Origin of the sequence: Spirulina sp. CCNP1310, from assembly GCF_034932185.1 — a bacterium.
In the GTDB taxonomy this organism is placed as follows: domain Bacteria; phylum Cyanobacteriota; class Cyanobacteriia; order Cyanobacteriales; family Spirulinaceae; genus Spirulina.
Map to the genome: position 1 here is coordinate 1 of NZ_JAYGHW010000029.1, position 13,386 is coordinate 13,386.

Consider the following 13,386-nt stretch of genomic DNA (forward strand, 5'->3'; position numbering starts at 1 on the left):
GGTTTTTTCGGCGGCGCTTGATTCGACCAAATCCTTTTGCCATGAGCTTTTCTCCCTGAGTCTTCCTCCTCTAGCCTCTCACATTTTTCCCTGGGGGCTCAGTTTTTTCTTTTTTTCGATGTGCCCAATAATCATTCTGTCCCTAAAAGATTACGAATGGTTTGGATATCCTGTTCTAAATCGTCTTCGGTATAGGGCAGATAAGCTTTTTCACGCTTCAGAAATTCGTAGGTCTCCCAACGAGAGGAAAAGTTGAGGATTTGTCGCACTTCGGCGGCTCCAATACGGCCTTGACGATAGTGATCAGCCGCGATCAGTTCTAGAAATCGGCGGGAAACATTGACGGGTTGTAATTGATTGGCTATGTCGTCGGGGAGTTCAATCGTGATCTGCATGATAAGTTTCTCCTGATGATCATTTATCTAACATTCCGCAGGTTGCTCAATCATTAACGATGTGCCTGGGTCAAGATGGTGCGTCAGTCATTCAGTTGCTCTTTTGCCTCATGAAAATCGATCTAACCCATCCTACGATTCTACTTTTTTTAAAACCAACTTTTTTTATTTTTCAGATAAGTATTACTAAATTCTTCATCACTTTTGCTAAGATAAATAATACCTTCAATTACAGCAACTAGCCAAATAATTGGGGAAGCAAGGCCACCAGTTAGAAGTGTTGCGAATAACATCACTAAACCTTCAGATCTATATCCTAAAATAAACTTGTGAACACCAAGGTATCCTAATAAAATTGCAAAAATACTAGCGGCATTTTTTTTGCTGCCGAGGATATTTTGCAATTCAGATCGGTTATTAACCGATTGGTATTTACTTTGAGGATTTCTTGTATTTGTTCCTTTTTTTGTATGAGTTCTATGTGTAGTTTTGTCAGATGTACTTTCGATAGATCCAACTCCTCGAATACTGTAAGTTTGCTTCGTTTTTCCGGTTTTAAAATTGATGTTGGTGGTTGCGCCCAAAGCTTTACCACGACTACCAATTGAAACGCTGCTAACGCCTTTTTTTCCAAAATTAAGACGTACACCAGGCAAAATCTTAATGCTACGCTTACTTCTAAACTTCCAGCCCATTGTTCTAATCCTCTTTTTTTATTGTTATAAACTTGTCCATCTATTAAAATGACAGGGATTTCAACAAGTTTTTTGGTTGAGGTTTGCGAAACTTAACCTATAAACTAAGCAACTTCTCTCTTAAAGCATGAATAGTGAGAGCGATATGTTAAGAAATTCATCAATAATCTGTAATTTTGAATTTGACAGATCTGAAAAAGGATAGCGTACTAAGATCAAATTGCGCTTCGAGTAACTCGGCATAGATATCATCCTCAGCGTTATCCCAGACCGTATCGAGCGAAATCTGACTAGCTTGCGACCAGAACTCATTTTCCTCGTCAGGCAAGAGCGTGACTAATACCCTCACTCCTTCTGATAGTTCTGCTGATTCTAACAACTCAGTTTTGCCTTGTCGAACCGTAGCCCAAAGCGTTCTTAACGTATTCACAGCATGAAACTACACCTCTAATTTTACATTAGTAATCCCGGTTTGGGTGATCGCTCCCCTGACACTTGCCGATCAACGCAGAACCCTTCCATGATTTTTGCCGGGATTCTAGCACATGGATATCGAGGTGTCAAAAATTGCTGGGGCTAGAATATACAAAACTTCATTTTTGGATAAAAAGCCTTAATGGGTAAGGATTTTAGCTTTGTCTAAAGTCAAGGTAAATGTTATACAAAATTAAGCAGATATGCACGTTAGCCGAAGATGTCCAGCTATTAATCGGGGGGTTGGGGAGCAGACGCGATCCATAACCCGACCCGAATCGCCTAGACATCGCCGTTGCGGATCGCCGCCGCGAGGGTGAGGATTTCTGTCCAACCTTTTTGGACTTTTTTAGCCGTTAACTTCAGCGTGGTCATGATTTCTGCCTCACTGCATTGGCTTTGTTTAAGGTCTAACAATTGCCGTTGCGCTTCAGACAGTTGAGTGAGGAAATATTGCCATTGGATTTCCGTCATCCCTAACCGTTGCCCTAAACCGGCATCGAGCCATTGGTGGACAATTTCCCAGTGACTGGTACGGGAGAACTTTTCCACATGGTATTTAAACCGCTGTTGGAGATAGTCCCGTTGGCGAGGCGTGAGGCCGAGGATTTCATCAATTTCGGCGGCAGGTAGATCTTGGAGCTTCAGCGCCAAGTAGTCCGCACAGTCCTCATGACCCTGGCTTTGCAGATAGTCAAAGAGGGCATTAACGACCCGATCGCGCTTTGCCGTTTCCCAAGGATCGGGGGTATCCGCCACCATTTGATTGCGCACCTGTTGCACCGCCGCCGAACGATGGCGGGATTCCGCCTCTTCACCCTTGGGAAACTCCACCGCCTGCTCAATATCGACGGCGGTTTCCTTGGGTTGGCGACGGGCAAAGGTTTGGGCCCGCAGGATGATTAATTGTTGGGAATAACCATTGGGGAGCGTGATCCGCCGTTTGGCGTATTGCTCCGTAAAGGCCATGTATTCCGCTAACTGGATGGGGCTGCGGGGTTGGTAGTCCTCCGCCACTTCATTTTCGCGGCGGAAGGCTTTGAGGGATTCCACATAGAAATCTTGGAGGAAATCTTCAATCAATGTGTACCGTCCCGAAAACCCTAACTGGGCTTGGGTGGGGGCGATGTGGCGATAAACCATCACACTCAAATTGCTGTGCAACTCCACCCGGCCCTGTTTAGAGCCTAAACGGTGGTAGGCAAGGCACTTTTTGAGACGATGTTGCCCTAAATAGAGCAGGTGGGTGTTGATTTCGCCGGATTTTTGGATGCGATCGCTCTTGCTGCACACCCGCTCTACTTCGATGGTGATCCGCTGCACCACCGCCCGCGCCGAACTCGAAACTGTGCCTAAATGTTGGCGGACATCTTCGAGGAGCGCTTGCTCTAGACAAAAAGTTGTGGTGGGTTGTTCCGGATTTTCTCCCGTGGGAGTAGAAACTTGAGAAGGAGCGTAGCAGGTGGTGGTGGTTTTGACGTTCATGGTAATGCCCCAGTCGATGGAAGTGAATCAGTTAGCAAGCTTTGGTTTCTCTTGCTCAACACCTTGACTGTAGATTGCAGCCCTTTCCCCTTGGGTTGTGGCTGTGTCACAACCTGAATTTGGTGGTGAATGGGGCGGCTGGGGCGATCGCCCCAACTCCCCGCACCTGGGGGGTAAAAATCCCTCAAACCTAAACCAGACTTGAGGGAGAGCCACATGAGCACCGCTGAGATCTTTGCTCCGACAAAGGGAGGGATTGTGATCAGTTGAAAAACTGGTATGGGAGCAGGAAGTTGTCCGAAATGGAAACCTGTGGTGGTGAGGGGGGCGCGAACTAGCCCCTCCCCCCATCAACCAACCAATCTTGAAGGGCATCCATTCCCCGCCCTGGACGGATGATGGCGGGGCGATCGCCCGTGAGATCGACAATCGTTGAAGTCTGAAACCCCAACTCAACCCCCGTGTCAATAATGATGTCCACCAAAGGATCAAGGGCATCAAACAGCCGCATCCGTTCAATCCCCAACACGGGTAATTCTCCATGGTCTTCACTGGCTGGCACATAGGCAGAGGTGGACACAATCGGATTGCCCAACTCCGCCAGGAGCGCATCGCAAATCCGCTCGTCGGGAACCCGAATGCCGGTGGTTTTCCGCTTCGGGTTCATGACAACGCGGGGAACGAGCTTGGTAGCCGGAAGCAGGAACGTATAAGGCCCTGGAATTAAACATCGCATGATTCGATAGGCTTGGTCAGAAACAGCAGCATAGGCAGCGATGTTAGAGAGGGAGGAACAGAGGAACGTCAGCGGCTTATCGTTGGCCATGCGTTTAAGCTGTCGCACCCGCTTAACCGCAGCAGGGACATTCAGGTCACAGCCAATGGCATAAACCGTGTCTGTGGGGTAAAGCATCACAGCACCGCCCCGCAGCGCTTTGACTATAGTCTCTATTCGTTGGGTTTGCGGGTTATCCGGATGGATTGAATATAGGGTGGCCATGGGTTTAGGAATCAGGAGAGGAAACAGGCCCAGTTCCGATTAGACTGTAGGGGCGAAAATTTTTCGCCCCTACCGAAAAATGATTCGCCGATAGATATGATTTTGGGTAAGGTTGACATGGCCACAATCGCCTATTTTGATTGTCCAACAGGGATTGCGGGGGATATGTGCCTAGGGGCATTGGTGGATCTGGGCGTTCCCCTAGAGTACTTGATGGAGCAACTCCAAGGCTTGGGGATGGGGGATGAGTTTACGTTGCGAGCCAATCCCCAAGACCATCACGGCCAACGGGGCATCAAAGTTGTGGTGGATCTCCACAGCGATCGCACTCACCACCATCGCCATCTCCCCCAAATCCGAGCACAGATCGCCGGGGCCCATTTACCCCCAACGGTGACAAGCCAAGCGATTCAAGTGTTTGAAACCCTCGCTATTGCCGAAGGAGCCGTCCATGGTGTCGCGCCGGAAGCGGTGCATTTCCATGAGGTGGGGGCGGTGGATGCCTTGGTGGATATTGTCGGCACTTGTTTGGGGTTGGATTGGCTCGGCGTGGAGCAGGTCTATTGCTCTGCCTTACCCACCGGCAGCGGCACAGTTAAGGCGGCCCATGGTTTAATGCCTGTGCCGGTTCCCGCTGTGTTAAAACTCTGGGAAAATCGCGCCGTGCCGGTTTACGACAATGGTTTAACGGGGGAATTGGTGACACCGACGGGGGCAGCGTTGATGGTGACGTTGGCGGCGGAATTTGGCGGCGTTCCGGCGATGCGGTTGCAGAAAACCGGCTGGGGAGCGGGGACAAAATCCTTTGCTTTGCCGAACTTTGTCCGGGTTTGGTTGGGAGAAGGGGAAAGCAGCCCCCCCCTAGAAACGGTGATGGTGTTGGCCACTCAGATTGATGATGCCTCCCCCCAGGCGATCGCCTATGCCCAAAGCCAACTCCTCACCGCCGGGGCCCTCGATGTCTTCACCCAGGGGATCACAATGAAAAAAAACCGATTGGGAACGCTGATCACCGTCATTTGCCCCCCCGCCCTCACCACCACCTGCGAGCAAATCCTCTTCACCGAAACCCCCACCTTAGGGATTCGCCGCAGTTTGCAACCCCGCCACGCTTTAAACCGTCGTCTTGAAACCGTCAACACCCCCTACGGCCCCGTGCGGGTCAAGCTCGCCCATCAAGGGGAACAACTCCTGAATATTCAACCGGAATACGAAGACTGTCGGGCGATCGCCCAAGCCCAGGATCTCCCCTGGCAAACCGTCCATGATGCCGCCCTCGCCCCATGGCACAATGCCCATAGGCCCACCTCTCCCCCTGAGCGATGACCATCGAAACCCCGATTAAACCCCAAAAACCTTGGCTCCATTGGCTCCGCTATCTCGCCCCCTTTCTTGATCAAGATGTGGTGCATTGGTCGCTGGCGGCGCGGTTATTGCGGTGGTTAACGTTCCTCTGGTTATTTTTGGGGTTGTTGGTGCTGTTTTCCGCCTCCTTCCCCGTGGCGGATGCGGAATATGGCGATGGCCTCTATTATTTCAAGCGGCAACTGGCTTGGATTGCCCTGGGGATGGTGGGGTTTAGCTTCGCGGTGCGATCGCCCCTCCATCGCTTACTCAACCTCTCCCGCTGGCTCATGCCCCTCATGGTGGGCTTAATTTTAATCACGTTAATTCCAGGGGTGGGGACGACGGTGAACGGAGCCACCCGTTGGTTAACGGTGTTCTTTATCCCCATCCAACCCTCGGAACTGATCAAACCCTTTTTAGTGTTACAAAGTGCCTCGATTTTTGGCCGCTGGCCCAAGTTATCGCCAGCGGTGCGGGGGGTCTGGTTAGGCATTTTTGCCTTAATGGTGGGGGGGATCCTGCTGCAACCGAACCTCAGTACCGCTGCCCTCTGTGGCATGAGCCTATGGTTGATGGCGATGGCGGCGGGGTTACGGTGGTTCACCCTCTGGACTACCGCCGGATCGGGTCTGCTTTTAGCGGTGATCAGTATTGGTATTCAGGATTATCAACGGCGGCGGGTGATGTCGTTCCTCAATCCCTGGGCGGATCCGATGCGGGATGGGTATCAACTGATTCAAAGCTTGTTGGCCATTGGTTCGGGGGGAATGTGGGGGTCGGGCTATGGCCTTTCTCAGCAAAAATTGTTTTATCTGCCGATTCAATACACCGATTTTATTTTTTCCGTGTTTGCCGAGGAATTTGGCCTGGCGGGGGGGATTTTGCTGTTGCTGCTGTTGGCAAGCTATGCCACCCTCGCCTTTTGGGTGGCCCTCAAAGCACGCCATGCCATCCATCAGTTAATTGTGGTGGGGGCGATGATTTTTCTTGTGGGTCAGGCGTTGATCAATATTGGCGTGGCGACAGGACTTTTGCCCACGACGGGTTTACCTCTGCCTTTCTTTAGCTATGGGGGGAGTTCGGTGATTGCGAGTTTGGCGATCGCCGGCTTGTTGGTGCGGGTGGCGCGGGAAAGCAGTGCGGCGGAGGTGGTTTCCCTCGCCAGTCGCCGTCGCCCGCCGGAGGGGCAACAAACCCCGGAAAACCCGTAAATGATACTATGGGCGATGTGCCTTGCATTGATCTTGCCTGTGTCCTCCCTTCGTTCTCCTCGCTCCTCCTCTTGGCAACCCCTGCGGCTCTTGGCTCAGGGCGTTCGTTTCTGTCGCCATCCCCAAACCCGCCGCTGGGCATTGTGGGGAGCGGGGATGAGTGGGGCGATCGCCCTCCTGATCTGGAATAGTCAGCTTGTCCTGGCCACCAGTTCCGGGGCGGGGTTTATGTGGTGGGTCTATTGGTGGCAACAGGGGCGTTGGCAACGGTCTTGGCGGCAGGTGCAGCAGTTATTAGCGGGGCCACAGCAGTCGTTAGTGGTGGCGGTAGCCAGTGGGGGGGGCGTGGCGATCGCCACCTATTTTGCCATTGCAGTTTGGCTGAATACCAATAATCATTGGTTAGCGGCCCAGGAAATTAGTCAAGGGGTGGCGATCTGGGGCATTCTTGCCTACCTAATCATCCAACAAACCCAACAGCAGCGCCGCCGCACCACCCATCAATATGATCGCCTCGTTTGGGCCCTCACCCATCCCAACCCCGTTAAACGCCTCTTTGCCCTCCACAAACTCAGCCAAACCCATCGGGACTATAGCCGCAGCCAACGGCAACATCTGCGGGATTATCTCCACCTGTTGCTCACCGAAGAGCAACACCCCCGCGTTCAGCCGGCCCTGTTAACGCTCCTCCAAGCCCTCAACACCCCCAACCCACCCGCCTTCGATGCTACGCCGGTACAGATTCCCCTCCACCTCAAGCAGCCGGTGAGGGAACTGCATAATCCTTAAAAACTTTCCTGTGAGAAGTGAGGAGTGAGAAGTGAGGAGTGAGAAGTGAGGAGTGAGAAGTGAGGAGTGAGGAGTGAGGAGTGTGGGAGAACGCTAAATGTCCCTCTATCCTCTCTTCTCTATCCTCTTTCCTCATCAAAGGCGAATCTGGTCGAGATGGCGGCGGGGGTTTTCGCTGCGGATGCTTTGGAGTTTTTCGTAATATTCTTTTTCGAGGGAACTGGGGTTTTGGGGGGGGGTAATGATGATTTTTACCAGTTGATCGGTGCGATCGCCTTTGGGATTGACCCAACCTTTGCCCCGAAGCCGGAGGGTTTGGCCGGTGCGGATACCAGCGGGGATTTTCATCGTCACGGGGCCATCGGGGGTGGGGACGGCGATCGCTCCCCCTAATACCGCCTCGTCGGGGCTGACGGGCAATTCACAGGTTAAGTTATCGCCATCAAAGTTGAAAAAGCTGTGGGGTTCAATCTCGACATTGAGATAGAGATCCCCCCGCGCCCGCGTTAGGGGATCAATCGTGCCTTTGCCCCGCACCCGGATACGGCTACCGGGTTTGGCCCCCGCCGGAATTCGCACATCAATAATTTCCCCCTGAATATTTAGCCGTTTCTGCACACCGCGAAAGGCTTCGGTGAGGTTGAGCTTGAGGTTGGCTTCACTGGTTCCCCCAGGGGTAGAGGTGGGGGGAGCGTATTCGGTGCGAAAGCCGGTGGTGGACTGGTAATTGCTGCGGCTATTGGGGGGGGTGCGATAGCTGCGACTTTGGCCCCCTAAACCACCTAACAATTCATTGATAAATTCTTCAAAATTACCATACTGGCTAAAATCCACCGTTGTCCCCGTGGAGCCGCCCCGACTGAAGGGATTTCCCCCACTGCTGCCGGCCTGCTGCCAATAGCGGCCAAACTGATCATATTTGCTGCGTTTTTCGGGATCAGAGAGGACTTCGTAGGCTTCGCTAATTTCTTTGAACCGGGCTTCTGCGTCCTTATCTCCAGGGTTGCGGTCGGGATGATACTTCAAAGCCAGCTTGCGAAAGGCTTTTTTAATCTCTTCCGCTGCCGCTGTTTTCCCCACACCCAGGAGGGCATAGTAGTCTTTGAAGTCTGTTGAAGCCATAAACTTTCCCCACGTTTAACCCATCAGTGTCTCGATCTCTTGAATTAGCATAGCAGAGGGATTCTCTCGCTTCGGTTCGGTTTTTCCGACCTGATCCCGATGGGGCGGGTGGGAACTTTAAGGGGAGGCGATCGCCCCCGTGGCTCGCCCCCCTAAAATACAGAAAGTGAGCGAGGCAGGAAAGATCATGCGCATTGGCTATTTAACCGGAACCTACCCACGGGCAACGGATACGTTTATTCAACGGGAAGTCTTCACGCTGCGGGATCTGGGCGTTGAGGTGCGCACCTTTTCCGTGCGTCGCCCCAGTGCCTCCCAACTGGTGGGGGAAGAGCAGCGCCAAGAGCGCGATCGCACCACCTACCTCCTTCCCCCCCAACTGCCCCAACTGCTCACTGCCCATCTTGGTTTGCTCTTCAAACAGCCCGGCCGCTATCTCAGCGGGTTAAAACTGGCGATTAAAACCCGGCAGCCGGGGTTACGGGGTCTGCTGTATCAATTGGTCTACTTTATCGAAGCGGGGTTATTAGCCCATTACCTCCAACGAGAGCAAATTGAACATCTCCATAACCATTTGGGGGATTCCAGTTGTACCGTGGCGATGTTGGCGGCCCATTTAGGCGATCGCCCCTATAGTTTTACGCTCCACGGCCCCTATATTTTTTATGAACCCTACCGCTGGCGCTTGGATACGAAAATCGAGCGGGCGAAATTTGTCGTCTGTATTAGCCACTTTTGCCGCAGCCAGGCAATGTACTTCGCCCCCTTCCCCGCCTGGCCCAAACTCCACATCATCCATTGCGGCGTTGACCCGGATCAGTTCCAACCCGTCCACCACGACAAACCCGGCTCCCAACTCCTTTACGTGGGGCGGCTTTCGGCGGCCAAGGGCCTCCCCATTCTCCTCAATAGCTTGGCGCAACTCCAGGGAGATTACCCTGATCTTCACTTAACCGTCGTGGGCGATGGGGAAGATCGCCAACTGTTGGAGCAGTTTGCCCGGCAACGGGGGGTGAGCGATCGCGTCCTCTTTGTCGGTTATCAATCCCAAACCGAAGTCCGCGCCGCCATGGCTCAAACCGATGTCTTTGTGCTGCCCAGCTTTGCCGAAGGCGTGCCGGTGTCGCTGATGGAGGCGATGGCGGCGGGCGTGCCGGTGGTGACGACACGCATCGCCGGGATTAGTGAACTCGTCGATGATGGCATCAATGGCTATCTCGTTTCCCCGGGGGATAGTGATGCTTTGACGGCCAAAATTGCCCAGTTATTAGATGACCCTATGCTTCGGGCGGCCTTTGGTGAAGCCGGTCGTCAAAAAGTGATGGTAGAGTTCAATTTAGCCCAAGAAGTGGATCGCCTCCATGACGTTTTAGTCGAATCCTTGGAGCAAGCCAAATCCGTTTAATTGCTCAGAGTTGACCCTGGCCCTAGGGATGCTCCCGGAACCTACTCAGGGTGAAATTTTAACCCGGTAATCTTCCTGAGAGAGGCTCAAACAATCCGTAAAATTGCGGAATCTTACTGGGGATCAGTCCTGGGGCATTCTCCCTGATTTACAAAACTTCAAATAAGTGAGCGCAGTTTTCGCAAGTTTTGTAACAACCAGAAAAATCTACGGAGGTTGTCGGATCTGATCCTCTAAGATAAATTTAACAATTTTTTGGTTGTTCAATCAGTGGAACGCTTTTACCCTCAGAATAGTCTGGGCATTAACCCCTCTTTTGCTCTCATCTTTGCCATCACCCCAGAGTGATTCAAGACTCACCTGTCATGGATAATATGCAAACCCAACGTACTGCTGTGCTTTCCCCTTGGTCAGAAATTAGCGATGCCTCCCTGAGCGATTGGACTGCCAGCCATAGATTATCGCGGCAATTGTTCACGGCCATTCATCAAGCGTCATCGTTGGAGGGTTTATTGGCAACGGCGGCGGTGGCGGTGCGGGATTATTTTGGGGTGGATCGGGTGGGGATTTTCCGCTTTGAACCGGATTGGCCTGGCCATGGCGTATTTGTGGCGGAATCCGTCGCCCCGGAGCTAGAGCCAGGGCTACAACGGACGATCCAAGACTCCTATTTTGGCCACCGTCTCACCCAACTGTATTTAGACGGCCAGATCAGTGCGATCGCCGATATCGAACGCACCGGCCTCACCCCCTGCCATCTGGAAATGTTGCGGCGGTTCCAAATCCGCGCCCAGTTGGTGATTCCCATTAGAGCCGTCACGGGGGGAACGAGCCAACGCCTTTGGGGGCTATTGGGGATCTATCACTGCCAAGGGCCGCGGCCTTGGTCTCAGGGAGATCTCGAAACCGCTGATCAGGTGACGCAACTCCTCGCCTTAGCGATCCAGCATGATCAGGATCAAAGGCAGTTAGCCGCTCAACAGGAACAACTGGCGGGGGTGATGGAGCGAGAACGCACGTTAGCGGCCACCGTCGATAAAATTCGCCGCTCCCTGGATATTCAAACCATTTTTGAAACCACCACCCAGGAAACCTGGCGATTGCTGAATGTGGAGCGGGCGGTGATTTATCGGTTTGCCCCCGATTGGAGTGGTGAGATTGTTGCTGAAGCGATGAACCCAGAATGGCGATCGCTCCTTGAATCCCATCCCCTAATTGCCGATACCTACCTCCAAGAAACCGCCGGGGGCCGCTACCGCGATAATCAGCCTTCGGTGATTAATGATATTTATCAAGCGGGTTATTCCCCCTGTCATGTGGCGTTGATCGAACAACTCCAGGCCCGCGCCTATATCATTGTTCCCATCTTCCAATCCCTGCAACTGTGGGGACTGTTGGCGGTGTATCAAAACTCTGCCCCTCGCCAATGGCACGGCTATGAGGTGGAATTGCTGACGCAAATTAGTACCCAATTGGGCATTGCCTTGCAACAGGGGGAACTACTGGAAACCACCCGCAGCCAAGCGGCAGATCTCGCCTTTGCCATTAAAGAATTACAACAAACCCAAACCCACCTGATCCAAAGTGAAAAAATGGCCAGCTTGGGGCAGTTAGTGGCGGGGGTAGCCCATGAAATTAATAATCCCGTTAATTTTATCTTTGGCAACCTCACCTATATTGATAACTATACCCAGGATTTACTAGAACTGATTCAACTTTATCAGCAGTATTATATTGTGCCGCCCCAAGCAATTCAGGAGCGAATTGCGGAGTTAGATTTAGAGTTTGTCGCGGAGGATTTACCGAAAATTCTCGCCTCGATGAAGATGGGAACCGAGCGCATTCGGCAAATTGTCCTCTCGCTGCGTACCTTCTCCCGACTGGATGAATCCCAAATGAAGGCCGTGGATATCCATGAAGGCATTGATAGCACGTTGTTAATTTTGCACCATCGCCTCAAGGCGCGATCGGGCCACGGCAAAATTCAATTGGACAAAGACTATGGGGATTTGCCTCGGGTGGAATGCTATGCGGCCCAATTGAATCAGGTGTTTATGAATATTCTCAGTAATGCCATGGATGCAGTGGAGGAGCGAGCGGCGGAAGATGCGACGTTTAAGCCGGTGTTAAAGATTGTCACCCGTTGTCTGGATGAGCAGGTTCAGATTCAAATTTTTGACAATGGTAAAGGCATTAGCCCGACGGCTCAATCCCAAATTTTTGACCCGTTCTTTACCACCAAACCCATTGGCAAGGGAACGGGGTTAGGATTATCGATTAGTTATCAAATTGTGGTGGAGCGCCATCACGGCCATTTGCAATGTTTGTCGGAACCGGGACAAGGGACAGAATTCCGGATTACGATCCCTTGTCACAGTGGACGGCTGTCAACCGTGACCCCGCCCCAGCGTTAGGAGGCGGCTTGGGCCGGGTCGGTTTTACGCCACAGTTGGGGAGAGTTGTGGTGACATTGGCGGAATTGGCGCACAAAATAGCTCACGTCGTGATAGCCGACCTGTTGGGCGATCGCATTGACGGTTTGGTTCGTTGTGGTGAGAAGGTGACGGGCTTGGGCCATGCGCCGCTCAATGATCCAGCGTTTGACGGTGCGGCCGGTTTGGGTTTGCACCAAGTTGGTGAGGTAGGCGGGGGAATAGCCGACGGCTTGGGCTACGTCCGTGAGTTTGATCGGTTGATCATAATGGGCTTCGATGAAGTGGAAAACGGGGCTAAGGGTGGGATGCTCTGGAAAGATTGAGTTGAGCGGTTGAGCAGGGCGATCGCCTTGGGGTTGGGCCGCATACCAGCGCTTGAGCATCGCTTGACGCTCTAAACGGGTGGCGATCGCCCCGAGTAATTGCTCCACCGTGCAGGGCTTGGTTAAATAATCATCTGCCCCCAATGCCATGCCTTGGCGCAAGTCCGCCATCGTCACCTTAGCGGTGAGGAAAATAAAGGGAATGGCGGCGGTGGCGGGGTTTTCATGGATTGTGGCCAGGACTTGATAGCCATCCATATCGGGCATCATGATATCGCAGATAATTAAATCCGGAAGCTCTTGCCGCGCTAGCTCCACCCCCGCTGTGCCATGGGCGGCGGTTAAGACGAGAAATCCTTCAAAATGCAAACAGCGGGAAAAAATCTCGCGGGTTTGGACTTCATCTTCGATGACGAGAATTTTTTGCATGGCGATCGCATGGCAGCGGTAAGGTCGGGGGAGCAATGGACGATGCCGCTCCCAAGTGTAGCTAAATCCCTCCTCTCGGCAAGGGCATCCCTGATCGAGATCCCCCCCTTGCCTTCTCTTTGATAGGATTCAGAGGACAGATCTGCGGTTTGACACTCCCCGGCCTAAAGGCACGGGGATTCTTGGCTCACCGAGTCCACTTACCTAGGATTCCTTGCGAAGTCCTACATAGAGGTGGTTCTCTCCCCAAGCGTTACTTTCGGTGTGCCCCACCGT

12 protein-coding genes and 1 pseudogene are annotated in these 13,386 nt (G+C 52.6%); 6 read left to right on the plus strand and 7 right to left on the minus strand.

Annotated features, from left to right (window positions below; translation table 11 throughout):
- Positions 1-131: 131 nt before the first annotated feature.
- From VB712_RS07730 to VB712_RS07740, 4 genes and pseudogenes are all read right to left on the minus strand, one after another.
- The gene (locus VB712_RS07730) at positions 132-395 is read right to left on the minus strand and encodes a UPF0175 family protein (protein ID WP_323253800.1); all 264 of its coding nucleotides are present in this window, start codon (positions 393-395) and stop codon (positions 132-134) included.
- A 149-nt stretch (positions 396-544) separates the two neighbouring features.
- Entirely contained in the window at positions 545-1,090 is a 546-nt protein-coding gene (locus VB712_RS07735; RefSeq protein ID WP_323253801.1) for a DUF4236 domain-containing protein, read from the minus strand.
- Between the two features lie 229 nt (positions 1,091-1,319).
- A pseudogene (locus tag VB712_RS20440) lies at positions 1,320-1,520 on the minus strand (hypothetical protein); the annotation flags it as partial.
- A gap of 326 nt (positions 1,521-1,846) precedes the next feature.
- A complete protein-coding gene (locus VB712_RS07740; RefSeq protein ID WP_323253803.1) occupies positions 1,847-3,049 on the minus strand; it encodes a HetZ-related protein in 1,203 nt (400 codons plus the stop codon).
- A gap of 41 nt (positions 3,050-3,090) precedes the next feature.
- Between VB712_RS07740 and VB712_RS07745 the strand changes: the two genes are divergently transcribed.
- Positions 3,091-3,243 carry a hypothetical protein gene (locus VB712_RS07745; RefSeq protein WP_323253805.1) on the plus strand — a complete coding sequence of 51 codons (153 nt, stop codon included), beginning with the start codon at positions 3,091-3,093 and terminating at the stop codon, positions 3,241-3,243.
- A gap of 140 nt (positions 3,244-3,383) precedes the next feature.
- Here VB712_RS07745 and VB712_RS07750 read toward each other — a convergent pair whose 3' ends face one another.
- Positions 3,384-4,049, minus strand: a complete 666-nt coding sequence (locus VB712_RS07750) for an L-threonylcarbamoyladenylate synthase (RefSeq protein WP_323253807.1) — start codon at positions 4,047-4,049, stop codon at positions 3,384-3,386.
- A 117-nt stretch (positions 4,050-4,166) separates the two neighbouring features.
- Between VB712_RS07750 and larC the strand changes: the two genes are divergently transcribed.
- The 3 genes from larC to VB712_RS07765 are packed head-to-tail and all read left to right on the plus strand — an operon-like array spanning position 4,167 to position 7,396.
- On the plus strand, positions 4,167-5,375 hold the full coding sequence (gene larC / locus VB712_RS07755; protein WP_323253809.1) for a nickel pincer cofactor biosynthesis protein LarC: 1,209 nt from the start codon (positions 4,167-4,169) through the stop codon (positions 5,373-5,375).
- Positions 5,372-6,607, plus strand: coding sequence for an FtsW/RodA/SpoVE family cell cycle protein (locus VB712_RS07760; RefSeq protein WP_323253811.1), 1,236 nt, complete (start codon positions 5,372-5,374; stop codon positions 6,605-6,607). The genes larC and VB712_RS07760 overlap by 4 nt, the downstream gene beginning before the upstream one ends.
- Positions 6,608-6,646: 39 nt before the next feature.
- The gene (locus VB712_RS07765) at positions 6,647-7,396 is read left to right on the plus strand and encodes a hypothetical protein (protein WP_323253813.1); all 750 of its coding nucleotides are present in this window, start codon (positions 6,647-6,649) and stop codon (positions 7,394-7,396) included.
- Positions 7,397-7,531: 135 nt separating this feature from the next.
- Here the strand turns inward: VB712_RS07765 and VB712_RS07770 are convergent, their stop codons facing one another.
- Positions 7,532-8,518 carry a DnaJ C-terminal domain-containing protein gene (locus VB712_RS07770; RefSeq protein ID WP_323253815.1) on the minus strand — a complete coding sequence of 329 codons (987 nt, stop codon included), beginning with the start codon at positions 8,516-8,518 and terminating at the stop codon, positions 7,532-7,534.
- A gap of 187 nt (positions 8,519-8,705) precedes the next feature.
- On the opposite strand from VB712_RS07770, the gene VB712_RS07775 reads away from it, so the two are divergent.
- Together VB712_RS07775 and VB712_RS07780 are read left to right on the plus strand one after the other, a co-directional pair.
- The gene (locus VB712_RS07775; RefSeq protein WP_323253817.1) at positions 8,706-9,923 is read left to right on the plus strand and encodes a glycosyltransferase family 4 protein; all 1,218 of its coding nucleotides are present in this window, start codon (positions 8,706-8,708) and stop codon (positions 9,921-9,923) included.
- A gap of 365 nt (positions 9,924-10,288) precedes the next feature.
- Positions 10,289-12,337: a GAF domain-containing protein gene (locus tag VB712_RS07780; protein WP_323253819.1), complete on the plus strand. Its 2,049-nt coding sequence runs from the start codon at positions 10,289-10,291 to the stop codon at positions 12,335-12,337.
- Here VB712_RS07780 and VB712_RS07785 read toward each other — a convergent pair.
- Entirely contained in the window at positions 12,334-13,110 is a 777-nt protein-coding gene (locus tag VB712_RS07785; RefSeq protein ID WP_416236288.1) for a response regulator, read from the minus strand. The genes VB712_RS07780 and VB712_RS07785 overlap by 4 nt on opposite strands.
- Positions 13,111-13,386: the final 276 nt, after the last annotated feature.